Origin of the sequence: Streptomyces sp. NPDC002467, assembly GCF_042889825.1 — a bacterium.
GTDB lineage: Bacteria > Actinomycetota > Actinomycetes > Streptomycetales > Streptomycetaceae > Streptomyces.
The window spans coordinates 178833-203565 of the sequence record NZ_JBIARJ010000005.1; the positions used below are offsets into that span (position 1 = coordinate 178833).

Sequence of the window (24733 nt, forward strand, 5' to 3'; positions counted from 1 at the left end):
ATGACCGTGACCGAGCCCTTGCCCACGATCGTGCTCATCGGGCACGGCATGGTCGGCCAGCGCTACCTCGAAGCGCTCGTCGAGCGCGGGGTCAACGCCACCCACCGGATCACCGTGCTCTGCGAGGAGCCCCGGCCCGCCTACGACCGCGTGCACCTGACCTCGTACTTCTCCGGCAGCACCCCCGAGGACCTGTCCCTGACGCCCCCCGGCTTCATGGCGGAGCACGGCATAGGCCTCCACCTCGACGACCCCGCCGAGCACATCGACCGGGCCGCCCGCACCGTCACCTCCCGCTCCGGCGAGGTGTTCCCGTACGACGTCCTGGTCCTGGCCACCGGCAGCTACCCCTTCGTGCCGCCCGTCCCCGGCAAGGACGCGCCCGGCTGCTTCGTCTACCGCACCATCGAGGACCTCCTCGCCATCGAGGAGTACGCGAAGGACAAGACCGCCGGCGCGGTCGTCGGCGGCGGGCTGCTCGGGCTGGAGGCCGCCGGCGCCCTCCAGGGGCTCGGACTCGCCACCCGCGTCGTCGAGTTCGCCCCGCGCCTGATGCCCGTACAGGTCGACGAGGGCGGCGGCGCGGCCCTGCTGCGCACCATCGAGGGCATGGGCCTCACCGTCCACACCGGCGTCGGCACCCAGGAGGTGCTGACCGGCGACGACGGACGCGTCAGCGGGATGCGGCTGTCCGACGGCTCCGCCGTCGACACCGAACTCGTCGTCTTCTCCGCCGGCGTCCGCCCCCGCGACCAACTGGCCCGCGCCTCGGGCCTGGACGTCGGCGAGCGCGGCGGCATCTCGGTCGACGCCCGCTGCCGCACCTCCGACCCGTACGTCTACGCCATCGGCGAGTGCGCCCTCGCCGTCGACGGCCGCGTCTACGGCCTGGTCGCCCCCGGCTACGAGATGGCCGAGACCGCCGCCGACGACCTGCTGGGCCGGGACAAGGAGTTCACGGGCGCCGACCTCTCCACCAAGCTCAAGCTGCTCGGCGTGGACGTGGCCTCCTTCGGCGACGCCCACGGCAGCGCCCCCGACAGCCTCGACGTCGTCTGGTCCGACTCCCGCTCCGGCGTCTACAAGAAGCTCGTCGTCTCCCCCGACGGGGTCCTGCTCGGCGGGGTCCTGGTCGGCGACGCGGACTCGTACGGACTGCTGCGGCCGCTCACCGGGAGCGTGCCGCCCGTCGCGCCCGAGCAGCTGGTGCTGCCCGCCGGGGTCGGCGCGCCCGTCGCGCTCGGTCCCTCCTCGCTCCCCGACCACGCGGTGATCTGCTCCTGCCACAACGTCACCAAGAAGGCCATCACCGCCTGCGCCACCCTCCCCGAGGTCAAGAAGTGCACCAAGGCGGGCACCGGCTGCGGCAGCTGCGTCAAGGTGATCGGGCAGCTGCTGCCGGCCGCCGCCGACAAGGGGCTGTGCGGCTGCTTCCCCTTCACCCGCGCCGAGCTCTACGAGATCGTCCGCACCCGCCGCCTGACCTCGTACCGGGAGATCCTGGACGGGCACGGCCGCCCCGAGGCGCGCGGCGGCGAGGGCTGCGAGGTCTGCAAGCCCGCCGTCGGCTCGGTCATCGCCTCGCTCGCCCCCACCCTCGGCGCGAGCGGCTACGTCCTCGACGGGGAACAGGCCGCGCTCCAGGACACCAACGACCACTTCCTCGCGAACATGCAGCGCAATGGCTCCTACTCGGTCGTCCCGCGCATCCCGGGCGGTGAGATCACCCCCGACAAGCTGATCGTGATCGGGGAGGTGGCCCGCGACTTCGGCCTCTACACGAAGATCACCGGCGGTCAGCGGATCGACCTCTTCGGCGCGAGCGTCGACCAGCTCCCCCGGATCTGGGCCCGGCTCGTCGACGCCGGTTTCGAGTCCGGGCACGCGTACGGGAAGGCCCTGCGCACGGTGAAGTCCTGCGTGGGGCAGACCTGGTGCCGCTACGGGGTCCAGGACAGCGTGAAGATGGCCATCGACCTGGAGCTGCGCTACCGGGGCCTGCGCGCCCCGCACAAGCTGAAGTCGGCGGTCTCCGGCTGCGCCCGCGAGTGCGCGGAGGCGCAGAGCAAGGACTTCGGGGTCATCGCGACGGCCGCCGGATGGAACCTGTACGTCGGCGGCAACGGCGGGGCCACCCCGCGCCACGCCGATCTCCTCGCCCAGGACCTGTCGGACGCCGAACTGGTCCGGCTCATCGACCGGTTCCTGATGTTCTACATCCGCACCGCGGACCGGCTGGAGCGGACCTCCACCTGGCTGGAGCGGCTGGAGGGGGGCCTGGGGCACCTGCGGGACGTGATCGTGCACGACTCGCTGGGGCTGTGCGACGAGCTGGAGGCCCTGATGGCCGACCACGTCGCCCACTACCGGGACGAGTGGGCCGAGACGCTCCAGGACCCGGAGCGGCTGCGCCGGTTCGTGTCCTTCGTCAACGCGCCCGGCGCCCCGGACCCGACGGTGAAGTTCGTGCCCGAGCGCGACCAGGTCAAGCCCGACCTGGCCGTCCTGACGATCGGAGGGGTCCGATGACCGTGGAACTGCAGGTGGCGGAGGGCTGGCTGACGGTGTGCGAGCTGTCCTCGCTCACGCCCGGACGCGGGGTGGCGGCGCTGCTGCCCGACGGCAGCCAGGCCGCCGTGTTCGTCGACCGCGCGGGGCGTACGTACGCCATCGCCAACCGGGACCCCTTCACCGGGGCGCAGGTGCTCTCGCGGGGCCTGCTGGGAGCCGCGGCGGGGCGGCCCTTCGTGGCCTCGCCGCTGCTCAAGCAGCGCTTCGACCTGGAGTCGGGGCGCTGCCTGGACGACGAGGAGGTGGCGGTCCGGACCTACCCGGTGCGGACCGCCGCGACCTCGTAGGAGTACGGCTCAGCCCTGGACGGCGGCCGGGTCCATCCACACGAGCTCCCAGACGTGGTGGTCCAGGTCCTCGAAGGCGCGGCCGTACATGAAGCCCATGTCCATGGCCGGGCGGGGTTCGGTGCCGCCCGCCGCCAGGGCGGCGTCGACGATCTCGTCGACCTTCTCGCGGCTTTCGGCACTGAGGGCGACCATCACCTCGGTGACGGAGCCGGCGTCGGCGATCGGCTTGGTCGCGAAGGTCTTGAAGTGGGCCTCGGTCAGCAGCATCGCGAAGATCGTGTCGCTGATGACCAGGCAGGCCGCGTTCTCGTCGGTGAACTGCGGGTTGGTGGAGTAGCCGAGCTTCGCCCAGAAGTCCTTGGCGGCGTCCAGGTCCTTGACCGGCAGGTTGACGAAGATCATCTGGGGCTGGGACATCTCGGGCTCTCTTCTCTCGCGTGGTGTGCGCCGGCGGTTGCCGTTGCTCGCTGTTCGCTGCTTTCGAGAGGTAGACCGGGACCCGGCGGGAAACTCATCGCTCCCGCGCGAAGTTTTTCGACGAATCTTTCCGGCGGTACGAAACCGCAGGTCAGGCCGTGGACGCCGAGCGCAGCTGCAGTGCGGCCAGTGGGACGAAGCCGATGCCGTCCCCGCCGACCATGGACGCGTCGCCGCCCGCGAGCCGCTTGTGCAGGGTCATCGCGATCCGCTCGCCCTGGGCCTTGGCCCGCTCCGCGTTCGGCCCGCGGTGCAGGCCGTCGACGGTCGCGTGCCACAGCTGCACCCAGCGGCCGAAGTCCGCGGCGGTCATCGCCCGTACCGAGTTCAGCGCGGCGTGCGGGGCGAAGGCGTTGCGCCGGTAGTCGGCGCCGCGGAACAGCGCGCGTTCCCAGAAGTCGGTGATGCGGGGCAGGTGGACCTCCAGGTCCGTGCCCGCGATCTCGGTGAAGAAGGGCCCGATCCGGGCGTCGGCGAAGGCCGCCGTGTAGAAGCGGCGCAGCACGACGTCGAGGTCGGCGCGGCCCGAGATGTCGTCGGCTGCGGCGAAGTGGTCCATGAGACCACCATCCTCCCGCACGCCCGGACTCCCCAGGGCAGAAAGTCCCGTGCTGCCGGGGGCCCGCGGACCGTGCCCTCGGATTGAACGCGAAGCGGTCGCTCGCGCGTCATGCGGAATTGGAGCCCCGGCAACGCGGCGCTCCTAGGTTCCTCGACGCGTGCGACCCCGCTTCCGACCGGGCGCGGGGCCCCGACTCCCCCAGGAGTGACCGTGGAACGACGTACCTTCCTGCGCGGCGCCGTCATCGGCTCGTCGGCTGCCGCCTTCGGCGGCACGCTGATGCACGGGGCCGCCTACGCGGCGCCGGCCCAGCCCGGCGCAGGGCCCTACGGGGCGCTCGGCGCGGCGGACGCGAACGGCATCATGCTGCCCGCCGGATTCAGCAGCCGGGTGATCGCCCGCTCCGGCCAGAACGTCGGCCCCACCTCCTACAAGTGGCACAGCGCCCCCGACGGCGGCGCCTGCTTCGCCGACGGCACGGGCTGGATCTACGTGTCGAACTCGGAGATCAACCCGTCGGGGGGCGCGAGCGCCGTGAAGTTCGACTCCGCGGGCACGATCACCGGCTCGTACCGGATCCTCTCCGACACCCGGCAGAACTGCGCGGGCGGGAAGACCCCGTGGAACACCTGGCTGTCCTGTGAGGAGGTCAGCCTGGGCTACGTCTACGAGACCGACCCGTACGGCGTGAACGCGGCGGTGCAGCGCCCCGCGATGGGCCGCTTCAAGCACGAGGCGGCGGCCGCCGACCCGGTGCGCCAGGTGATCTACCTGACCGAGGACGAGACCAGCGGCTGCTTCTACCGCTTCATCCCCACCACCTGGGGCAACCTCTCCTCCGGCACCCTCCAGGTGCTCGTCGCCGGAACCGCCGCCTCGGGTTCCTTCACCTGGCAGAACGTCCCGGACCCGGACGGCTCCCCGACCGCCACCCGCACCCAGGTCTCGGGCTCGAAGAAGTTCAACGGCGGCGAGGGCTGCCACTACGCCAACGACACGGTCTGGTTCACCACGAAGGGCGACAACCGGGTCTGGCAGCTCAACCTCGCGAACAACACCTACGAACTGGCCTACGACGACTCGCTCGTCCCGGGCGGCGCGGCCCCGCTGACGGGCGTGGACAACGTCACCGGGTCCTCGTACGGCGACCTGTACGTCGCCGAGGACGGCGGCAACATGGAGATCTGCCTGATCACCCCGGACGACGTGGTCGCCGTCTTCCTCCGCGTCAACGGCCAGTCCTCCTCGGAGATCACGGGCCCGGCCTTCTCCCCCGACGGCACCCGCCTGTACTTCTCCAGCCAGCGCGGCACGACGGGCAGCTCGACGGGAGGCATCACGTACGAGGTGACGGGCCCGTTCCGCACCTGAGCCCCGGGGGGGGCAACTCCAGCCCCGCCCCCGCCCCGGCCACGGGGGCAACTCCAGCCCCGCCGGCGTTTGAGGCGCGGGGGCCCGGGGCCGGAGCCCCCGCAACGGCGCCGCACGGCACCATCGGCCGCACCCCGACGGGTCAACCCCGCCGGGGTGCGGCCGCGGCGCGTCACGAGGCCACGGCCCCACCCTTCAGCAGCGCCGCCCCCAACGGCGTCACGGTATGCAGCACCGCGTTCCCGTGGCGCAGCGTCGTCACCAGCCCCGCCTCCCGCATCACGCACGCGTGCTGGCTCGCGGAGGCCAGCGAGACCCCGGCCCGCCGCGCCAGCTCACTCGTGGTCGCGCCGTCCCCTATGGCCCGCAGCACCACCGAGCGGGTGTGCCCGACGAGCTTGCCCAGGGTGCGTACGCGCTGCTCCTCCGCCGGCCGCGCCGCCTCACCCCCCGCCGGCGCCGAGGCCAGCTGCGCGGCGGCCGGGTAGACCAGGACCGGCGGCAGCTGCGGGTCGTGCAGGGTCACCGCGGTGCGGCGGCAGAAGAAGGACGGCTGGAGCAGCAGCCCGCGCCCCCGCAGCCGAACGTCCCGGTCCACGGGGTAGTCGCACTCCAGTACCGGGGCCCGCCAGCGCAGCATCGGCGGCAGCGAGGCCAGCAGCTCGTCCGCGCCCCCGTCCAGCAGGGCCCGGCCGCGCGCGGCCCGCTCGGCCTCGATCTGGGCCTGGATGTGCGTCCAGTACGGCTCCACGGCCGCCCGGTGGTACGCCCGCAGCTCGCCCAGCAGCCTCGGCAGGTGTTTGGCGGAGTCGTCCATGAACTCCCGCAGCCTCGGCGGCAGCGCCACACCGGCGCCCGCCCCGGAACCCGAGACGCCGCCACCCAGCAGCTCCAGCTCCCGCCGCACCCGCTCGGGACGGATCCCGCGCAGCGCGTCGAGGCCCACGTCCCACCCGTACTGCCCCTCGACGGGCGTCAGGAAATCGGGGAAATAACCCCTGCTCGGTATAAGCATACCGAGCGTGCGTGTTTCACTGTTCAACCTGATTCGCGATTCCGTCCGCCATTCACCGAACAACCGGACATCTCGCCGGTCTCTTAGCCGATGAAAGCTGAGAATCGTTTCCCACAACGCATCGGGACGCCCTGCCATCCGTACGCGTGCCAGGTCCACTCCAGTGAAATGGATACGCAGCACCGAACCCCCACCTGTGCAACCGCAATCCCCCCGCCCCATGAGTATGCATGCAGTCACACGTGGTCACCACGCCCTTTCGGCCACAGTTGAAACCCCTTTCGGCAGAGGCGTGACAACCGAAATCCTGTACTCCGCCGGGCACACTCCGATGCGACCGAAACGCTCCGCGAAGGCCGTGGGGGGCTTTGCGGGGCCTGGCGGTCGGTCGCACGGGAAGCGCCGACGTGCCCGGCAGAATGACAGCGGCGGTGGACGGGTGGGGATCCGTCCACCGCCTGCTGGCGTAAAGATTTGTTGAACAAGAAAAAATGGGCGCGTCTGCCCTCGGGGGTCAGGGAACCCGGGGGCAGACGCGCCGTCTTGAGGGGCCCTTCTCAGGGCCGGGGGTCAGCGGCTGTCGCTGCCCTTCGCCTCGGCGGCCGCACGACCGGCCTCCAGGCGCGCCACCGGAATCCGGAAGGGCGAGCAGGAGACGTAGTCGAGGCCGACCTCGTGGAAGAAGTGGACGGACTCGGGGTCACCGCCGTGCTCGCCGCAGACGCCGAGCTTGAGGTCGGGGCGGGTGGCCCGGCCCTGCTTGACCGCGTGGCGGACCAGCGAGCCGACGCCGTCCTTGTCGATGGTCTCGAAGGGCGAGACCCCGAAGATGCCCTTCTCCAGGTAGGCGGTGAAGAAGCTGGCCTCGACGTCGTCGCGGGAGAAGCCCCACACCGTCTGGGTCAGGTCGTTCGTGCCGAAGGAGAAGAACTGCGCGGCCTCGGCGATCTGGGCGGCCGTCAGGGCGGCGCGCGGCAGCTCGATCATGGTGCCGATGGAGAGCTTGAGCTCGGTGCCGGTGGCGGCCTCGATCTCGGCGATGACCTGGTCGGCCTCCTCGCGGACGATCTCCAGCTCCTGGACGGTGCCCACGAGCGGGATCATGATCTCGACGCGGGGGTCGCCCTTGGCGTTCTTGCGCTCGGCCGCGGCCTCGGCGATCGCCCGGACCTGCATGGCGAACAGGCCGGGGATGACCAGGCCCAGGCGGACGCCGCGCAGACCCAGCATCGGGTTCTGCTCGTGCAGCTTGTGCACGGCCTGGAGCAGGCGCAGGTCGTTCTCGTTGTGGTCCTGGCGGGACTCGGCGAGGGCGACGCGCACCGAGAGCTCGGTGATGTCGGGCAGGAACTCGTGCAGCGGCGGGTCGAGCAGGCGGACGGTGACGGGCAGGCCGTCCATCGCCTCGAAGAGCTCGACGAAGTCCTTCTTCTGCAGCGGCAGGAGGGCACTGAGTGCCTGCTCGCGCTCCGAGTCGGTGTCCGCGAGGATCAGGCGCTCGACCATCTCGCGGCGCTCGCCGAGGAACATGTGCTCGGTGCGGCACAGGCCGATGCCCTGGGCTCCGAAGCGTCGGGCGCGCAGCGCGTCCTCGGCGTTGTCGGCGTTGGCGCGCACCCGCAGGCGGCGGACGCGGTCGGCGTACGCCATGATCCGGTGCACGGCGGCGACGAGCTCGTCGGCGTCGTCGGCGCCGGCGTGCATGCGGCCCTCGAAGTACTCGACGACCGGGGAGGGTACGACGGGTACCTCACCGAGGTAGACCTTGCCGGTGGAGCCGTCGATGGAGACGACGTCGCCCTCTTCGATGACCGTGTCGCCGACCGTCATGCGACGGCGCTTGGTGTCGACGTCGAGGTCCTCGGCGCCGCAGACGCAGGTCTTGCCCATGCCGCGGGCGACGACGGCGGCGTGCGAGGTCTTGCCGCCGCGCGAGGTCAGGATGCCCTCGGAGGCGATCATGCCGTCGAGGTCGTCGGGGTTGGTCTCGCGGCGGATCAGGATGACCTTCTCGCCGGAGCGGGACCACTTGACGGCCGTGTACGAGTCGAAGACGGCCTTGCCGACCGCCGCGCCCGGGGAGGCGGCGATGCCGCGGCCCAGCAGGGTCGTCTTGGCACCCTCGTCGAAGCGGGGGAACATCAGCTGCGCGAGCTGGTGGCCGGTGACGCGCTGGAGGGCCTCGGCCTCGTCGATCAGGCCCTGGTCCACGAGCTGGGTGGCGATGCGGAAGGCGGCGCCCGCGGTGCGCTTGCCGACGCGGGTCTGGAGCATCCACAGCTGGCCGCGCTCGATGGTGAACTCGATGTCGCAGAGATCCTTGTAGTGGGTCTCCAGCGTCGTCATGATCGTCATGAGCTGGTCGTACGAGGTCTTGTCGATGGCCTCGAGGTCCGCGAGCGGCACGGTGTTGCGGATGCCGGCGACGACGTCCTCGCCCTGGGCGTTCTGCAGGTAGTCGCCGTAGACGCCCGCGTGGCCGCTGGCCGGGTCGCGGGTGAAGGCGACGCCGGTGCCGGAGTCGGGGCCGAGGTTGCCGAAGACCATGGAGCAGATGTTGACGGCGGTGCCCAGGTCGCCGGGGATGCGCTCCTGGCGGCGGTAGAGCTTGGCGCGGTCGGTGTTCCACGAGTTGAAGACGGCCTCGACGGCGAGGTCCAGCTGCTCGCGGGCGTCCTGCGGGAACTCGCGGCCGGCTTCCTTCGCCACGATCTTCTTGAAGACCTTGACGAGCTTCTTCAGGTCGGCGGCGTCGAGGTCGGTGTCGACGGTGACCTTCTTGGCGGCCTTGGCCTCGTCGAGGGCGTCCTCGAAGAGCTCGCCCTCGACGCCGAGGACGGTCTTGCCGAACATCTGGATCAGGCGGCGGTACGAGTCCCACGCGAAGCGCTCGTTGCCGGCCTGGGTGGCGAGGCCGGTCACGGACTCGTCGGAGAGGCCGATGTTGAGGACCGTGTCCATCATGCCGGGCATGGAGAACTTGGCGCCGGAACGCACGGAGACCAGCAGCGGGTCGTCCGACTGGCCGAGCTTCTTGCCCATCTTCGATTCGAGGGCCGCGAGGTGGGCGCTGACCTCGTCGCGCAGGACGGCCGGGGCCGAACCGCTCTCGAGGTAGACCTTGCAGGCCTCGGTGGTGATGGTGAAGCCGGGAGGGACCGGGAGGCCAAGGTTGGTCATCTCGGCGAGGTTGGCTCCCTTGCCGCCGAGAAGGTCCTTGAGGTCGCGGTTGCCCTCGGTGAAGTCGTAGACGAACTTCTGATCTTTGTTTTCCGACACGGGTCTCGACTCCTCGAGGCTCGGTGGCTGCCCTGACGGCCAGGAACATACCCAGATCGAAGGCTTATGGGTACGTCCACTTGGCCGTCATGCGGCCGTAACCACCCGTGCGCCAGCAGATCGAAAGTAACTCACGGGTAATGCGAAAGTACGAAGAGCGTTCACAAGCCGAAGGAGGAAGGGCCGTTTGGGCCGTGATCACGCTCGGATGAGCGATCATCGATACATTTGCGTTCAAGTCTTGAACGCACAAAGGGTGGCACCCAGTGCCACCCTTTGGAAGTCTTACCCGTGACTTATGCGCTCATCTGAGCAAACCCCTACCCATGCGTGGCGTATATCACGCGCCACGCAGGGCGATTTGTCAGCCTCCGGAGGTGTCCAGTTCGGCGTCCTCGCTCACACCGGCGCAGTCGTACGGGTCCTTCAGCCAGCCCTCCGGCAGGACAACTCGGTTGTTTCCGGACGTCCTGCCGCGCGGGCCGTCCGCGCTCTCGGGCCAGCCCTGGTCCAGGTCCAGCTCGCTCAGATGAGCGTCCAATTCGGCCAGCGAAGAGGTCACCGCGAGCTTGCCCCGCATCTCGGAGCCCACCGAGAAGCCCTTGAGGTACCAGGCGACGTGCTTACGGAAGTCGATCACCCCGCGCGTCTCGTCCCCGATCCACTCCCCCAGCAACTGCGCGTGGCGGTGCATGGTCGCCGCGACCTCGCGCAGCGTCGGCTTGTGGAAGTCCTCGGGGCGCCCCTCGAAGGCCGCCACGAGGTCGTTGAAGAGCCACGGCCGCCCCAGGCAGCCGCGGCCGACGACCACGCCGTCGCAGCCGGTCTCGCGGACCATGCGCAGCGCGTCCTCCGCGCACCAGATGTCGCCGTTGCCCAGGACCGGGATCTCCGGCACGTGCTCCTTGAGCCGCGCGATGGCGTCCCAGTCGGCGGTGCCGCCGTAGTGCTGGGCGGTGGTGCGCCCGTGCAGGGCGATCGCGGTGATCCCCTCCTCGACCGCTATCCGGCCGGCGTCGAGGTAGGTGAGGTGCTCGTCGGTGATGCCCTTGCGCATCTTCATGGTCACCGGCAGGTCGCCGGCGCCCGCGACGGCCTCGCGCAGGATCGCGCGCAGCAGGTTGCGCTTGTAGGGCAGGGCCGAGCCGCCGCCCTTGCGGGTCACCTTGGGGACGGGGCAGCCGAAGTTGAGGTCGATGTGGTCGGCGCGGTCCTCTTCGACGATCATGCGGACCGCCTTGCCGACCGTCACGGGGTCGACCCCGTACAGCTGAATCGACCGGGGCTTCTCGGTCTCGTCGAAGTGGATCAGCTGCATGGTCTTCTCGTTGCGCTCGACCAGGGCGCGGGTCGTGATCATCTCGCTCACGAACAGCCCCTTGCCGCCCGAGAACTCCCGGCAGAGGGTACGGAACGGGGCATTGGTGATACCGGCCATGGGGGCGAGCACCACCGGGGGCTGCACGGTGTGCGGGCCGATCGCGAGAGGCGGGGGGAGCGTGGTCATCCGCCCATTGTCCCGCATGCCGCGCGCGGGGGTGCGGACGTACCATCGGCCGCATGATCGAGACGAGTTCCCGGCAGCGCATGCTCGTCCTGGCGATCTGCTGCATGAGCCTGCTGATCGTCAGCCTCGACAACACCGTCCTGAACGTGGCGCTCCCCACCATGCGCACCGAACTGGACGCGTCGGTCGCGGGCATGCAGTGGACCATCGACGCCTACACGCTCGTGCTGGCCTCGCTGCTGATGCTCATGGGCTCCACGGCCGACCGGATCGGGCGCCGCAAGGTGTTCGTCACCGGCCTGGTGCTCTTCACCGCAGGTTCCCTGCTGTGTTCCCTCGCGCCCGGGCTCGAATGGCTCATCGTCTTCCGGATGGTCCAGGCGGTCGGCGGCGCGATGCTCAACCCGGTGGCGATGTCGATCATCACCAACACCTTCACCGATCCGGCCCAGCGGGCGCGGGCCATCGGCGTGTGGGGCGCCGTCGCGGGCATCTCCATGGCCGCGGGGCCCCTGATCGGCGGGCTCCTGGTGGGTTCCGTGGGCTGGCGCTCGATCTTCTGGGTCAACCTGCCGATCGGTCTCCTGGCGCTCGTGCTGACCCTGCGCCACATCCCCGAGTCCCGGGCGGCCCGGCCGAGGCGCCCCGACCCGGTCGGGCAGGTGCTGATCATGGTGCTGCTCGGCTGTGTGACGTACGGGATCATCGAGGCGCCGTCGGCGGGCTGGACCTCGCCGGTGATCGTGGGGTGCGCCCTGGTGTCGGTCGTCGCGCTGGTGGGGCTGTTGGTCTACGAGCCCCGGCGGGAAGAGCCATTGATCGATTTCCGGTTCTTCCGGAGCGTGCCGTTCAGCGGGGCGACCGTGATCGCGGTCAGCGCCTTCGCCTCGATGGCCGGCTTCCTCTTCCTGAACACGCTGTACCTCCAGGACGTACGGAAACTGGACGCGCTGACCGCCGGGCTCTACATGCTGCCGATGGCCGCCATGACGCTGGTGATCGCGCCGATGTCGGGGCGGCTGGTGGGCAGTCGAGGGCCCCGGTTGCCGCTGCTGATCGCCGGGTCGGCCATGGGGGCGAGCGGGCTGCTGTTCGCCGTGTTCCGCGGGGAGACGTCCACCCCGCTGCTGTTCACCGGGTACGTGCTGTTCGGGATCGGCTTCGGCATGGTCAACGCGCCGGTGACCAATACGGCCGTCTCCGGCATGCCGCGCTCCCAGGCGGGCGTCGCGGCCGCCATCGCCTCCACCAGTCGCCAGACCGGCAGCACGCTGGGCGTCGCCGTCGTGGGCGCGGTGCTGGCCGCCGGGATGGCGGACGGACGGGACTTCACGGAGGCGGCCGTTCCGGCGTGGTGGATCATCACGCTGTGCGGGGCGCTGGTGCTGGTGCTGGGCGCGGCGTCGACCGGCGCGTGGGCGCTGCGCACGGCGGACCGCACGGCCCGCGCCCTGGAGGAGCCGGCGAGCCCCGTGGCGGAGCTGGACGCCCCGCGCGCGTGAGGCGTCGGTCCCCCGCTCCCCGCGGGTGACTACTCCCCGCAGTCGAAGTCCTCGGCCGAGGTGTTGACCCGGTCGAGGAGGCCGCGCAGGACCTCGCGCTCCTGTACCGACAGGGCTCCGAAGATGCCGCCTTCGACCTCGTCGAGGGCGGCGTTCGTGGTGCCGAGGGCGGCTTCGCCGGCCGCGGTGATCACCACGTTGTGGCGGCGTCGGTCGGCCGGGTCCCGGCGGCGTTCGGCGAGGCCGTCGCCCTCCAGGTCGTTCAGGATCCCGACGAGCACGCTCGGGTCCACTTCCAGCCGGTCGGCGAGCGCCCGCTGGCTGATGGGGCCCTCCTCCAGGTGCATCAGCGTCATCGCGTGCCGGGGGGTGAGCCCCGCCGCGCCGAGCGCCTTCTTCATGCGGGTCTGGGTGATCGATCCGTGCCAGGCGAGCAGCAGGCCGAGCCGCTGCGGGGTGTGCGATCCGTCCTGATCTGCCGTCATGTATCACATCGTAGCAACGGAGAAATGATTGCATGGATCATATCGTTGATGCTATTCAATGATTAGCAATCATCGACCGTTGGAGATTTCCATGTTCATCGCCTACGCCGCCGTCGGCCTCCTGCTCGCCCTCACCCTCGCCGCCTCCGCCACGTTCACGCTCCGGCGCAACGACCAGATCGTCGCGAACATGCGGAAGGTCCGGGTCCCGGACTCCTGGCTGCCGCGACTGGCCGGCCTCAAGGCCGCCGGGGCGATCGGCCTGGTCGCGGGCCTGTGGGTGACGCCGCTCGGCGTGGCCGCCACGGTCGGCGTGACCCTCTACTTCATCGGCGCGGTCATCGCCCACCTGCGCGTCAAGGACTACGAACTGGCCCCGGCGGCCGTGCTCACGCTGGTCGCGGCGGCCGCTCTGGCGCTGCGGGTCCTGGCCTGACACTGACGAGTGACAGATATTGAAATCTGTCACTCGTCATGTCATTCTCGTTGCATGGAGACGAACGAGAACACCCTTGCGACCACCACCACCGATCACCGCGACGGCGCTCACCGGGGCCGTGCCCACCGCGCCCACCGCGCCCTCGGCAGCACCGGCCCCACCGTCTTCCCGCTGGGGCTGGGCTGCATGGGGATGTCCGCCCTGTACGGAACGGCCGACCGCGCCGAGTCCGTCGCGACCATCCACGCCGCCCTGGACGCGGGCGTCACGCTGCTCGACACCGGCGACTTCTACGGGATGGGCCACAACGAGCTGCTGATCAACGAGGCCCTGCGCACCGCGCCCGCCGCGGCCCGCGAGCAGGCGCTGACCAGCGTCAAGTTCGGCGCCCTGCGCACGGTCGAGGGCGGCTTCACCGGGTACGACGGCCGGCCCGAGGCCGTGAAGAACTTCCTGGCCTACTCCCTCCAGCGGCTCGGCCGGGACCACATCGACATCTACCGGATCGCCCGCGTGGATCCGGCCGTGCCGATCGAGGAGACCGTGGGGGCCATCGCCGAGGCGGTCCAAGCCGGGCACGTGCGCCACATCGGCCTGTCCGAGGTCGGCGCCGACACCCTGCGCAGGGCTGCCGCCGTGGCCCCCATCGCCGATCTCCAGATCGAGTACTCGCTGATCTCCCGCGGCATCGAGGCGGAGATCCTGCCGACCGCGCGCGAGCTCGGCATGGGCGTGACGGCGTACGGGGTGCTCTCCCGCGGCCTGATCAGCGGCCACTTCACCCGAGACCGGGAGCTCTCCCCGGGCGACTTCCGCGGTATGAGCCCCCGCTTCCAGGGCGAGAACCTCGACCGGAACCTCGATCTGGTCGACGCCCTGCGCAAGGTCGCCGAGGGCAAGGGCGTCAGCGTGGCCCAGACCGCCATCGCCTGGGTCCTCTCCCGCGGGGAGGACATCGTGCCGCTGATCGGCGCCCGGACCCGTGAGCGGCTGGCCGAGGCACTGGGTGCCATGGAGATATCCCTCGACGCCGGGGACCTGGCCGCCATCGAAGAGGCCGTGCCCGAGGGCTCCGCGGCCGGAGACCGCTACCCGGCGGCGCAGATGGCCCACCTGGACAGCGAGCACTGAGCGGGCGGTACGGTCGTACCCATGTCCCCCGCCGCGGCCGAGCCCCTGACACCCGAGCGCATCCTCGAGACCACCGAGGACGTACTGCGACGCTTCGGCCCGACCAAGGCCACCGTGGTGGACGTGGCCCGCGCCCTGGGCGTGAGCCACGGCAGCGTGTACCGGCACTTCCCGTCCAAGGCCGCGCTGCGCGAGGCCGTCACGGACCGCTGGCTCGCGAAGAGCGTGGCCGTGCTGGAGGAGATCACCTCGGCGCCCGCCGAGAGCGCGCCCTCCAAGCTGGAGGCGTGGCTGGAGGCGCTCTTCGAGGCGAAGCGGCACAAGGCCGGTGACGATCCCGAGTTGTTCGCGACCTACACGGTGCTGCTCGCCGAGAACAGCGGCGTGGTCGACGCGCACCTCACCGAGCTGATCGACCAGTTGGCCCGGATCATCGCCGAGGGCGTGGCCACGGGGACGATCGCCGCCGATGACGTGCCGGCCACCGCCCGTGCGGTGTTCGACGCCACCGGCCGCTTCCACGACCCGCAGTACGCCGCCGAATGGCGTTCGCCCGGGATCCTCTCCGAGTTCGAGGCGGTCACCGCCCTGATCATCCGGGGCCTGCGCGCCTGACCTGGCCGGATCCGTCCGGAACCATTCCGTCCGGTCCGCTTGGTGATCATTTTAGGACGCCCGGCTTGTACATGTCATTGCCATGTCCTTACGGTCCCCCTACCGCACTATCAGGCACGTTCCAGGGGGAACCATGTCAGCCCAAGAAGCACGACCCACACCTCCCGCCCGACCGGCGCCTCCCGCCCGGTCCGGGGCCGCGACCGCCATCGGCTGGATCCTGACCATCGGCCTCAACGTGGTCGCGCCGATCATCACCTACAACACGCTCGTCGACGACCACGGTTGGAGCGAGTTCTCGGCGCTCCTCGTCAGCAGTGCCTGGCCGGTGCTCGACAGCGCCATCAGCGTGGCCTGGCGGCGCAAGCTCGACGAATTCGCCATCGTCACCCTGGTGTTCATCGTGATCACGGCCGTCGTGTCGCTCGTCGGCGACCCCTCGGCCCGCGCCCTGCTCATCAAGGACTCGTGCGTGACCGGCCTGTTCGGGCTGCTCTGCCTGGCCACGCTGCTCGCGCGGCGCCCGCTGATGTTCTACTTCGGCCGCAAGTTCGCCACGGACGGCACGCCGGAGAGCACCGCCTGGTGGAACGGCCTGTGGCAGTACGAGGGCTTCCGCACCACCATGACCCGGATGACCCTCGTCTGGGGCGTGGCGTACGTCGCCGAGGCGATCGTCCGCATCGCGCTGGCCTACACGCTGGACACCAAGACCATGGTGACCGTCAGCCCGATCATGATCTACGGGGTGCTGGGCGCGCTCGGCGTGTGGACCGCGATGTACGGGAAGCGCTCGCAGGCCGAGGGCGAGCGCCGCGCGGCCGAAGCGGCGGCCGCCGAGGCCGCCGCGGCCGGAACCGCCTGACCGAGCGGGACCACGGAAAAGACCGGTGGCCCGGTGCGCACTACGCGCACCGGGCCACCGGTCTTCTGTCTGCCGGGGCGGACCTAGCAGCCGAGCAGGCGGCTGCCGAGGTAGCCCTGGATCTGGTCCAGGGAGACGCGCTCCTGCTTCATGGTGTCGCGCTCGCGCACGGTCACCGCGTTGTCCTCGAGGGTGTCGAAGTCGACGGTGACGCAGAACGGCGTACCGATCTCGTCCTGGCGACGGTAACGGCGACCGATGGCGCCCGCGTCGTCGAATTCGATGTTCCAGAACTTGCGCAGGTCGGCGGCGAGGCCCTTGGCCTTCGGCGACAGCTGCGCGTTGCGGGACAGCGGCAGGACGGCGACCTTGATCGGGGCCAGGCGCGGGTCGAAGCGCATCACGGTGCGCTTCTCCATGACGCCCTTGGCGTTGGGGGCCTCGTCCTCGATGTACGCGTCGAGCATGAAGGCGAGCATGGCGCGGTTGACACCGGCCGCCGGCTCGATGACGTACGGGGTGTAGCGCTCGCCCGACTCCTGGTCCAGGTAGGACAGGTTCTGGCCCGAGGCGGCGGAGTGCGCCTTGAGGTCGAAGTCGGTGCGGTTGGCGACGCCTTCGAGCTCGGAGAACTCACTGCCACCGAAGTTGAAGCGGTACTCGATGTCGGCGGTGCGCTTCGAGTAGTGGGACAGCTTCTCCTTCGGGTGGTCGTACCAGCGCATGTTCTCCTCGCGCAGACCCAGGCCGCGGTACCAGTTCCACCGCTCCTGCATCCAGTACTCCTGCCACTGGTCGTCCTCGCCCGGCTTGACGAAGAACTCCATCTCCATCTGCTCGAACTCGCGCGTGCGGAAGATGAAGTTGCCGGGGGTGATCTCGTTGCGGAAGGACTTGCCCATCTGCGCGATGCCGAACGGGGGCTTCTTGCGCGAGGTGGTCTGCACGACGGCGAAGTTGGTGAAGATGCCCTGGGCGGTCTCGGGGCGCAGGTACGCCTTGGAGCCGGTGTCCTGGGTCGGGCCGAGGTGGGTCTCCAGCATGCCGGAGAACTGCTTCGGCTCGGTGAACTGGCCCTTCACACCGCAGTTGGGGCAGTTGATGTCGGCGAGGCCGTTCTCGGGCAGGCGGCCGTGCTTGGCCTCGTACGCCTCTTCCAGGTGGTCGGCGCGGTGACGCTTGTGGCAGGAGGTGCACTCGGTCAGCGGGTCCGAGAAGGTCGCGACGTGGCCGGAGGCCACCCAGACCTCGGGGGCCAGGATCACGGAGGAGTCGATGCCGACGATGTCCTCACGCCCGGTGACCATCGCCTTCCACCACTGGCGCTTGATGTTCTCCTTGAGCTCGACACCCAGCGGACCGTAATCCCAGGCGGCCTTGGACCCGCCGTAGATCTCACTGCAGGGGAAAACGAAGCCACGGCGCTTGCTCAGGCTGACGATGGTGTCGATCTTGTCGGCGGCCACGGTGCTCTCTTCATTACGAGGACGAACGGCGAAGTCTTTAGGTTACCGGCGCCCGCACCTCCCCTTTCAAATCGGGACCCCCCTTCCGCGGCCGCTCCCCGGGCCCCTCACCAGGGTTTTTGACAATCGTTTCCATCTTTGATGAAAATGGATGTCATGAACGTACGACGCCTCATACCCACCGCCGCCCTCGCCGCCTCCGTGGCCCTCGGCGCCACGGCCCTCACGGCCTGCTCCGGTGCGAGCGCCGCCGGTGGTGGCGGCAAGGACGGCAAGCTCGATGTGATGGCGTCGTTCTACCCGATGCAGTTCCTCGCCGAGCAGATCGGCAAGGACCACGTGAAGGTCTCCACCCTGACCAAGCCGGGTGTCGAGCCGCACGACCTGGAGATCACGCCGAAGCAGACCGGGCAGCTCGGCGAGGCCGACGTGGTCCTCTACCTCAAGACCCTGCAGCCGGCCGTCGACAAGGCCGTCGCCCAGTCCGGCGTGAAGAACGTCGTCGACGCGGGCGCCCTCACCAAGCTGGAGGTCCACGACGCCTCCGGCCACGACCACGCCCACGAGGGCGAGGGCGAAGCCGGTCACGACCACGGTCACGGCGAGGCCGGCGAGGACCCGCACGTCTGGCTCGACCCCACCAAGTACGCGGAGGTCGCCAAGGGCGTCGGCGCGGCCCTGGAGAAGGCCGACCCCGGCCACGCCGCCGACTACAGGAAGAACACCGACGAACTCGTCGGCAAGCTGGCCGCGCTGGACACCGAGTTCAAGGACGGCCTGCACGACACCACCTCCAAGACCTTCATCACCACCCACTCCGCCTTCGGCTACCTCGCCGAGCGCTACGGCCTGGACCAGGAGGGCATCTCCGGGGTCGACCCCGAGTCCGAGCCCAGCCCGGCCCGCATGAAGGAACTCCAGGCCCTCGCGAAGCAGGAGAATGTCTCCACGGTGTTCTTCGAGACCTTGGCCAGCGACAAGACGGCCAAGAGCCTCGCGACGGACACCGGTCTCAAGACGGACGTCCTCGACCCCCTTGAGGGAATCTCGAACAAGTCCCAGGGCGCTGACTACTTCGAGGTCATGCGGTCCAACCTGAAGAACCTCCAGAAGGCCCTCGGAGCCAAGTGATGACAGCAGCAGCAACGGAGGCGCGAGCCATGGAGTCCACGCCCCGACCGGCTGACGACCAGCCCGTCATATCCCTGCGCGGGGCCACCGCCTCGCTCGGCTCACGCCCCGTGCTGCGCGGCGTCGACCTCACCGTCCACCCCGGCGAGGTCGTCGCCCTGCTCGGCGCCAACGGCTCCGGCAAGTCCACCGCCGTCCGCGCCGTGGTCGGCCAGGTCCCGCTCTCCGGCGGGGACCTCTCCCTCTTCGGCACCGACTTCGGGCGCTTCCGCGACTGGTCGCGCATCGGCTACGTCCCGCAGCGCACCACCGCGGCCAGCGGGGTCCCGGCCACCGTGCGCGAGGTCGTCTCCGCCGGCCGGCTCGCCCGCTCCCGCTTCGGCCTCCTGCGCAAGGCCGACAAGGCCGCCGTCGAGCGCGCCCTCGTCCTCGTGGGGATGGAGTCGTACGCCGACGCCTCGGTCAACGCACTCTCCGGCGGCCAGCACCAGCGCGTGCTCATCGCCCGGGCGCTCGCCGTCGAGCCCGAACTGCTGATCATGGACGAGCCGATGGCCGGCGTGGACCTCGCCAACCAGGAGGTCCTCGCGGGCGCCGTGCGCGAACAGGTCGCCGCCGGCACCACCGTCCTCCTGGTCCTGCACGAACTGGGCCCGCTGGAGCCGCTGATCGACCGCGCCGTCGTCCTGCGCGACGGCTGCGTCGTCCACGACGGCCCGCCCCCGGAGGCGGTCGGCCAGCACGCGCTGCCCGGCCACGACCACGTACACCCCCACGCGGCGCACGACGCCGAGCCCCTGCGGACGGGACTGCTGAGCTGATGGAATTCCTCGACTACGCCTTCATGCAGCGGGCCCTGCTCGCGGCCGTGCTGGTAGGCCTCACGGCGCCCGCGATCGGCACGTACCTCGTCCAGCGCCGCCAGGCCGTCATGGGCGACGGCATCGGGCACGTGGCCATGACCGGCGTCGCCCTCGGCTTCCTGCTCAACACCAGCCCGGTGTGGATGGCCACCCTCGTCGCCGTCCTCGGCGCGGTCGGCATGGAGCTGATCCGCTCCCGCGGGAAGACCAGCGGCGACATCGCGCTCGCCATGCTCTTCTACGGCGGCCTGGCCGGCGGCGTCATGATCATCAATCTGGCGCCGGGCGGCTCCACCGCCAATCTGACCAGCTACCTCTTCGGCTCCATCACCACCGTCTCGGCCGAGGACATCACGGCCGTGGTGATCCTCGCCGTGTTCGTCGTCGCCGTCACGATCGGCCTGCGCCGCCAGCTGTTCGCGGTCTGCCAGGACGAGGAGTTCGCCCGGGTCACCGGGCTGCCGGTGCGCGCGCTGAACCTGCTGATGGCGGTCACCGCCGCCGTCACGGTGACCGTGGCGATGCGCATCGTGGGCCTGCTGCTGGTCAGCGCCATGATGGTGATCCCCGTCGCGGCCGCCCAGCGGGTCACCCGCGGGTTCACCGCGACCCTCGCCGTGGCCATGACCATCGGCGTGCTCGTCTCGCTGACCGGCACGGTCACCACGTACTACGTCGACGCCCCCTCCGGCGGCTCGATCGTGCTCCTCGCCATCGCCGTGTTCATGATCATGACGGCGGTGTCGGCCCCCCTGGCCAAGCGCCGGGCGAACGCGGCACGCGCCGCCGAAGAGGTCTGCACCCGCGACGACGTGAAGGTCTAGGCCCGGCGGCCGCCTGGCACAATGGCCGCAGGCCTATACGAGGAGGAACCGGTGGCGACTGCGCCTGGCGAGATGAACGCGCCAGTACGAGGACGATCCACCCGCCAGCGGGCCGCCGTCGCGGCGGCGCTGGACGAGGTGGACGAGTTCCGCAGCGCCCAGGAACTCCACGACATGCTCAAGCACCGCGGCGATTCCGTGGGTCTGACCACGGTGTACCGCACCCTCCAGTCCCTCGCGGACGCGGGCGAGGTCGACGTCCTGCGCACCAGCGACGGCGAGTCCGTCTACCGCCGCTGCTCCACCGGGGACCACCACCACCATCTGGTCTGCCGCAAGTGCGGCAAGGCCGTCGAGGTGGAGGGCCCGGCGGTGGAGAAGTGGGCGGAGTCCGTCGCCGCCGAGCACGGCTACGTCAACGTGGCCCACACGGTGGAGATCTTCGGCACCTGCGCGGACTGTGCCGCCGCGGGCTGATCCGGCCTGATCCGAAAAACAGGCCCTAGATCCGCCGCAGGTTCGCGTCCAGGAGTGCCCGCAGCCGGTCCACGTCGGCCGGGTGCCGGACGCCGCGCTTGGGCAGGACCGTCATGGCCACCGCGCCCTTGTCGTCGCTGAGCATGACGAAAGCGCCGTCCGTCTCCGCGTACCTCGGCTGCGCGGCCCAGGAGATGCGCGACTCGGTGGTGGCCGTCTTCGCGAGGACCCCCGAGCCGTCGACGACGGTGTGGCAGTCGCCCGCCTTCTCCAGCAGCCCCCGGAAGGCCCGTGCCTGGATGCGCGGGCCGAACAGCGCGAACACCGTCATCATGACGCCGGCGGTGAGGAAGCCGGTCACCTTGACCGCGGACTCGTCCCCCGCGATCGCCAACGCGGCGAGGAGCAGCGACAGCACCCCGGTCACGGGGAACAGCCACCGCCTGCGGCGACCGGCCGCGGTCTTCGAGTCGCGCAGGCGCACCGCCTCCGCGAGGTCCTTCGTGGTGATCCGGTAGGCCAGTTCGACCGTCTGCGCGGCGGGCCCCGCCGCGTCGTACTCCATGTCCATGACAGGCGACCCTACCGGGATCACCGTGTCCGGCGGGCTGCGCCGTCGGACACGGATCACGGCAGGTCAGGCCGTGGAGCCGGGCTCCGCCTGGTTGGGGACCGCGCCGCCGAAGCGACGGTCGCGCTGGGCGTACTCCAGGCAGGCCCGCCACAGGTCACGGCGGTCGAAGTCGGGCCACAGCACGTCCTGGTAGACCATCTCGGCGTACGCGCTCTGCCAGATCAGGTAGTTGGAGGTGCGCTGCTCGCCGCTGGGGCGCAGGAACAGGTCCACGTCCGGCATGTCCGGGTAGTAGATGTACTTCGCGAAGGTCTTCTCGTTCACCTTCGACGGGTCCAGCCTGCCGGCGGCGACGTCGCGGGCGATGGCCTGGGCCGCGTCCGCGATCTCCGCGCGGCCGCCGTAGTTGACGCAGAAGTACAGGGTCATCGCGTCGTTGTCGACGGTCTGCTCCTGGGCGACCTGGAGCTCCTGGACGACCGACTTCCACATCTTCGGCATGCGGCCGACCCAGCGGATGCGGATGCCCAGCTCGTTCATCTCGTCGCGGCGGCGGCGGATGACGTCGCGGTTGAAGTTCATGAGGAAGCGCACCTCGTCGGGCGAGCGCTTCCAGTTCTCCGTCGAGAAGGCGTAGAGGGAGAGGTTCTTGACGCCCATCTCCAGGCAGCCCTTGAGCACGTCGAGGACGACGCCCTCGCCGACCTTGTGGCCCTCCGTGCGCGGCAGGCCGCGCTCCTTGGCCCAGCGGCCGTTGCCGTCCATGACGATGGCCACGTGGTTCGGGACCAGCTCGCCGGGGATCTTCGGCGGGACCGCTCCGGACGGGTGCGGCTCGGGAACCTTGTACTCCCGGCGAGAGCGTCCCAGAAGTCCGCGTCGTGCCATGTGCCCAGCTCCTATTTCTCGACGTATCGCAGGGAGCGTAGCCCGCGCTCCAGATGCCAGTGCAGGTAGGCCGAGACCAGCCCGCTGCCCTCCCGCACGTGACGTGCCTCGCACGCGTCGGCGTACCCCCAGTCGCCCGTCAGCAGGGCGCTGAGCAAGGCGATGGCCTCCGACGAGGGTACGACGCTGCCGGGCACGCGGCAGTCCCCGCATATGACCCCGCCCGCGGCGACGGAGAAGTGCCGGTTGGGGCCGTGGATCCCGCACTTCGCGCAGTCCTGGAAGCTGGGCGCGTAGCCGTTGACGGCGAGGGAGCGCAGCAGGAAGGCGTCGAGGATGAGGTGCGGTTCGTGTTCGCCGCGGGAGAGGGTGCGCAGGGCGCCGACGAGCAGCAGGTACTGCTGTACGGCGGGCTCGCCCTCGTTCTCCGTGAAGCGTTCGGCGGTCTCCAGCATCGCGGTGCCGGCGGTGTAGCGGGCGTAGTCGGTGACGATGCCGTTGCCGTACGGGGCGATGATCTCGGTCTGGGTGCAGAGCGGCAGGCTGCGGCCGATCAGCTCGCTGCCGCGGGCGAAGAACTGCACGTCGGCGTGGGAGAAAGGTTCCAGCCCGGCGCCGAACTTCGATTTGGTGCGCCGGACGCCGCGCGCGACGGCCCGCACCCGTCCGTGGCCCCGGGTGAGGAGCGTGATGATGCGGTCCGCCTCACCCAGCTTCTGGGTGCGCAGCACGATGCCGTCGTCGCGGAACAGACTCATGCGCCCATTGTCCCGTACGGGACAGCGTTGACCCCCCGTCCGGATGAGCGTCTCCGGACGAGGGGTCAGCACCCCTTGGGAGGATCAGGAGGCGGTGGTCTCCGCCGTGTCCGCCTTCTTCGCGTCGGCCTTGTCGGCGTCGGCCTTGTCGGCGTCGGCCGCGTCGACATCGACCGCGTCGGTGTCGGCCGCCTTCTCGGCGCCGGCCGGGGCCGCCGTCGGCTGGGCGGGGAGCTCGGCCTTGACGGCGTCGTGGGCGTCGTCCTTGGCCAGACCGTTGAAGATCAGGTTGAGGACGATGGCGGCCGTGGCACCGAGGGTGACACCGCTGTTGAGCAGCGAGGACGCGTCGGGGCTCACGTGCTTGTCGAAGTAGAGCGGGACGGTGGCGGGGAAGAGCGCGAGGGCCAGCGAGACGCCCACGATCAGCGCGTTCTTCTCCTCCTTGAGGTCCACCTTGGCCAGGGTCTGGATACCGGCCAGGGCGACCATGCCGAACATCACGGTGGCCGCGCCGCCGAGGACGCCCGGCGGGACGGAGGCGACGATCGCGGCGGCCTTGGGCAGCAGCCCCAGGATGATCATGAAGACACCCGCGGCGACGACCACGAAGCGGCTCTTGACCTTGGTCATCCGCACCAGGCCGACGTTCTCGGCGAAGGCGACGTACGGGAAGGAGTTCAGGATGCCGCCGAGGGCGGTCGCGGCGCCGTCGGCACGCAGGGCGCGGGCCACGACCTCGCTGTCGACCTCCTTGCCGACGATGTCGCCGACGGCGTAGGTGTCACCGGTGGTCTCGACCATGGTGATCAGCATGACGATCAGCATGAGGAAGATCGGGAACCACTCGAACTTCGGGGCGCCGAAGTGGAAGGGCGTGGTGACGCCGATCCAGTCGGACTGGCCGACGTTGCCGAACTTGGCGTCACCCAGCGCGAAGGCCGCGAGGGTACCGCCGACCAGGCCGAGCAGGATGCTGATGCTGCGCAGGAACGGTCCGCCGAACTTCATCAGGACCAGGATGAAGAGCATGGTGCCGCCGGCGTAGGCCAACTGCGTCGGCACACCGCCGTCGGCGAGCGTCGGAACGCCGCCGGCCGCGTCCTTGAGGCCGACCGGGATCAGCACGATGCCGAGCACCGTGATGACCGTGCCGGTGACCACCGGCGGGAAGAGCCGCATGACGGCCTTGAAGGCACCTGCCGGCAGCCAGGCGAACGCGAAGGTCGCGATGCCCGCCGTGATGACGGCGCCGTAGATGACCAGGAGGGCCGCGGTTCCGCCGCCGGCACCGAGGCCGATGGCGATCATCGGGGACACGGCCGTGAAGGTCACGCCCTGGATCAGCGGCAGTCGCGCGCCGATCCTGCCGATGCCGAAGGCCTGGATGATCGAGGCGATACCGCAGGTGAAGAGGTCTGCGTTGATCAAGTAGACGAGCTGTTCAGGGCTCAGCTTGAGCGCGCTGCCGACGATGATCGGGACGATCACCGCGCCGGCGTAGAACGCGAGTACGTGCTGGAAGCCGTACAGCGCGAGCTTGGGGAGGGGGAGCACCTCGTCGACCGGGTGCGTGCTCTGCTCTCCACTGGTGGAAAGCCGGGCGGCGACACGTGCCATCTCTGCCTTGCCCTTCAAGAGGT

Annotated in this window: 23 protein-coding genes; 12 read left to right on the plus strand and 11 right to left on the minus strand. The window is 70.2% G+C overall.

The genetic code is table 11. The features are described 5' to 3' along the window. A complete protein-coding gene (gene nirB / locus ACFYYJ_RS13365; protein WP_389131818.1) occupies window positions 1-2529 on the plus strand; it encodes a nitrite reductase large subunit NirB in 2529 nt (842 codons plus the stop codon). Continuing rightward, window positions 2526-2858 (plus strand): nitrite reductase small subunit NirD, encoded by a 333-nt coding sequence (gene nirD / locus ACFYYJ_RS13370; protein WP_385127706.1) that lies wholly within the window; start codon window positions 2526-2528, stop codon window positions 2856-2858. The genes nirB and nirD overlap by 4 nt, the downstream gene beginning before the upstream one ends. 9 nt (window positions 2859-2867) lie before the next feature. On the opposite strand, the gene ACFYYJ_RS13375 is transcribed toward nirD, so the two are convergent. Both ACFYYJ_RS13375 and ACFYYJ_RS13380 read right to left on the minus strand, forming a co-directional pair. Continuing rightward, on the minus strand, window positions 2868-3278 hold the full coding sequence (locus ACFYYJ_RS13375) for a VOC family protein (RefSeq protein WP_384754318.1): 411 nt from the start codon (window positions 3276-3278) through the stop codon (window positions 2868-2870). Window positions 3279-3429: 151 nt separating this feature from the next. Next, complete coding sequence (locus ACFYYJ_RS13380; protein ID WP_385127702.1) at window positions 3430-3897, minus strand: group III truncated hemoglobin; 468 nt, start codon at window positions 3895-3897, stop codon at window positions 3430-3432. A gap of 213 nt (window positions 3898-4110) precedes the next feature. Here ACFYYJ_RS13380 and ACFYYJ_RS13385 point away from each other — a divergent pair, with 213 nt between their 5' ends. Next, window positions 4111-5271 carry an alkaline phosphatase PhoX gene (locus ACFYYJ_RS13385; protein ID WP_389131821.1) on the plus strand — a complete coding sequence of 387 codons (1161 nt, stop codon included), beginning with the start codon at window positions 4111-4113 and terminating at the stop codon, window positions 5269-5271. Window positions 5272-5443: 172 nt separating this feature from the next. Here ACFYYJ_RS13385 and ACFYYJ_RS13390 read toward each other — a convergent pair whose 3' ends face one another. From ACFYYJ_RS13390 to dusB, 3 genes are all read right to left on the minus strand, one after another. Beyond that, window positions 5444-6469: a helix-turn-helix domain-containing protein gene (locus ACFYYJ_RS13390; protein WP_385133770.1), complete on the minus strand. Its 1026-nt coding sequence runs from the start codon at window positions 6467-6469 to the stop codon at window positions 5444-5446. Between the two features lie 387 nt (window positions 6470-6856). Continuing rightward, window positions 6857-9565, minus strand: a complete 2709-nt coding sequence (gene ppdK, locus ACFYYJ_RS13395) for a pyruvate, phosphate dikinase (RefSeq protein ID WP_385133773.1) — start codon at window positions 9563-9565, stop codon at window positions 6857-6859. A gap of 364 nt (window positions 9566-9929) precedes the next feature. Continuing rightward, on the minus strand, window positions 9930-11090 hold the full coding sequence (gene dusB / locus ACFYYJ_RS13400; protein ID WP_385133774.1) for a tRNA dihydrouridine synthase DusB: 1161 nt from the start codon (window positions 11088-11090) through the stop codon (window positions 9930-9932). A gap of 35 nt (window positions 11091-11125) precedes the next feature. Between dusB and ACFYYJ_RS13405 the strand changes: the two genes are divergently transcribed. After that, on the plus strand, window positions 11126-12574 hold the full coding sequence (locus tag ACFYYJ_RS13405) for an MFS transporter (RefSeq protein WP_389131825.1): 1449 nt from the start codon (window positions 11126-11128) through the stop codon (window positions 12572-12574). 29 nt (window positions 12575-12603) lie between these two features. On the opposite strand, the gene ACFYYJ_RS13410 is transcribed toward ACFYYJ_RS13405, so the two are convergent. Further along, entirely contained in the window at window positions 12604-13059 is a 456-nt protein-coding gene (locus ACFYYJ_RS13410) for a MarR family winged helix-turn-helix transcriptional regulator (RefSeq protein ID WP_385366135.1), read from the minus strand. Between the two features lie 79 nt (window positions 13060-13138). Here ACFYYJ_RS13410 and ACFYYJ_RS13415 point away from each other — a divergent pair, with 79 nt between their 5' ends. The 4 genes from ACFYYJ_RS13415 to ACFYYJ_RS13430 all read left to right on the plus strand — a co-directional run bounded on the left by ACFYYJ_RS13415 (window position 13139) and on the right by ACFYYJ_RS13430 (window position 16109). Further along, window positions 13139-13495, plus strand: coding sequence for a DoxX family protein (locus ACFYYJ_RS13415; RefSeq protein ID WP_389131828.1), 357 nt, complete (start codon window positions 13139-13141; stop codon window positions 13493-13495). Window positions 13496-13549: 54 nt separating this feature from the next. Then, entirely contained in the window at window positions 13550-14629 is a 1080-nt protein-coding gene (locus ACFYYJ_RS13420) for an aldo/keto reductase (protein ID WP_389131831.1), read from the plus strand. A gap of 21 nt (window positions 14630-14650) precedes the next feature. Next, window positions 14651-15244: a TetR family transcriptional regulator gene (locus ACFYYJ_RS13425; RefSeq protein ID WP_389131834.1), complete on the plus strand. Its 594-nt coding sequence runs from the start codon at window positions 14651-14653 to the stop codon at window positions 15242-15244. Window positions 15245-15377: 133 nt separating this feature from the next. Then, a complete protein-coding gene (locus ACFYYJ_RS13430) occupies window positions 15378-16109 on the plus strand; it encodes a VC0807 family protein (protein WP_385366131.1) in 732 nt (243 codons plus the stop codon). A gap of 83 nt (window positions 16110-16192) precedes the next feature. On the opposite strand, the gene ACFYYJ_RS13435 is transcribed toward ACFYYJ_RS13430, so the two are convergent. Further along, window positions 16193-17575: a glycine--tRNA ligase gene (locus tag ACFYYJ_RS13435; RefSeq protein WP_384593021.1), complete on the minus strand. Its 1383-nt coding sequence runs from the start codon at window positions 17573-17575 to the stop codon at window positions 16193-16195. 156 nt (window positions 17576-17731) lie between these two features. Between ACFYYJ_RS13435 and ACFYYJ_RS13440 the strand changes: the two genes are divergently transcribed. Genes ACFYYJ_RS13440 through ACFYYJ_RS13455 form a run of 4 tightly spaced genes read left to right on the plus strand, consistent with a single transcriptional unit; the run spans window position 17732 to window position 20870 of the window. After that, window positions 17732-18706, plus strand: coding sequence for a metal ABC transporter substrate-binding protein (locus ACFYYJ_RS13440; RefSeq protein ID WP_389131838.1), 975 nt, complete (start codon window positions 17732-17734; stop codon window positions 18704-18706). Window positions 18707-18735: 29 nt separating this feature from the next. Continuing rightward, entirely contained in the window at window positions 18736-19527 is a 792-nt protein-coding gene (locus tag ACFYYJ_RS13445) for a metal ABC transporter ATP-binding protein (RefSeq protein WP_385122680.1), read from the plus strand. Further along, window positions 19527-20393: a metal ABC transporter permease gene (locus ACFYYJ_RS13450; protein ID WP_385122393.1), complete on the plus strand. Its 867-nt coding sequence runs from the start codon at window positions 19527-19529 to the stop codon at window positions 20391-20393. Before ACFYYJ_RS13445 ends, ACFYYJ_RS13450 begins: the two co-directional genes overlap by 1 nt. Before the next feature lie 51 nt (window positions 20394-20444). Beyond that, entirely contained in the window at window positions 20445-20870 is a 426-nt protein-coding gene (locus ACFYYJ_RS13455) for a Fur family transcriptional regulator (RefSeq protein WP_376660467.1), read from the plus strand. A gap of 25 nt (window positions 20871-20895) precedes the next feature. Here ACFYYJ_RS13455 and ACFYYJ_RS13460 read toward each other — a convergent pair whose 3' ends face one another. The 4 genes from ACFYYJ_RS13460 to ACFYYJ_RS13475 all read right to left on the minus strand — a co-directional run bounded on the left by ACFYYJ_RS13460 (window position 20896) and on the right by ACFYYJ_RS13475 (window position 24710). Then, window positions 20896-21441 (minus strand): YcxB family protein, encoded by a 546-nt coding sequence (locus tag ACFYYJ_RS13460; protein WP_389131842.1) that lies wholly within the window; start codon window positions 21439-21441, stop codon window positions 20896-20898. 66 nt (window positions 21442-21507) lie between these two features. Next, window positions 21508-22332, minus strand: coding sequence for an isoprenyl transferase (locus ACFYYJ_RS13465; RefSeq protein WP_385122398.1), 825 nt, complete (start codon window positions 22330-22332; stop codon window positions 21508-21510). An 11-nt stretch (window positions 22333-22343) separates the two neighbouring features. Continuing rightward, window positions 22344-23090 (minus strand): DNA repair protein RecO, encoded by a 747-nt coding sequence (gene recO / locus ACFYYJ_RS13470; RefSeq protein ID WP_376660470.1) that lies wholly within the window; start codon window positions 23088-23090, stop codon window positions 22344-22346. An 84-nt stretch (window positions 23091-23174) separates the two neighbouring features. After that, a complete protein-coding gene (locus tag ACFYYJ_RS13475; RefSeq protein WP_389131847.1) occupies window positions 23175-24710 on the minus strand; it encodes a nucleobase:cation symporter-2 family protein in 1536 nt (511 codons plus the stop codon). Between the last annotated feature and the right edge of the window lie 23 nt (window positions 24711-24733).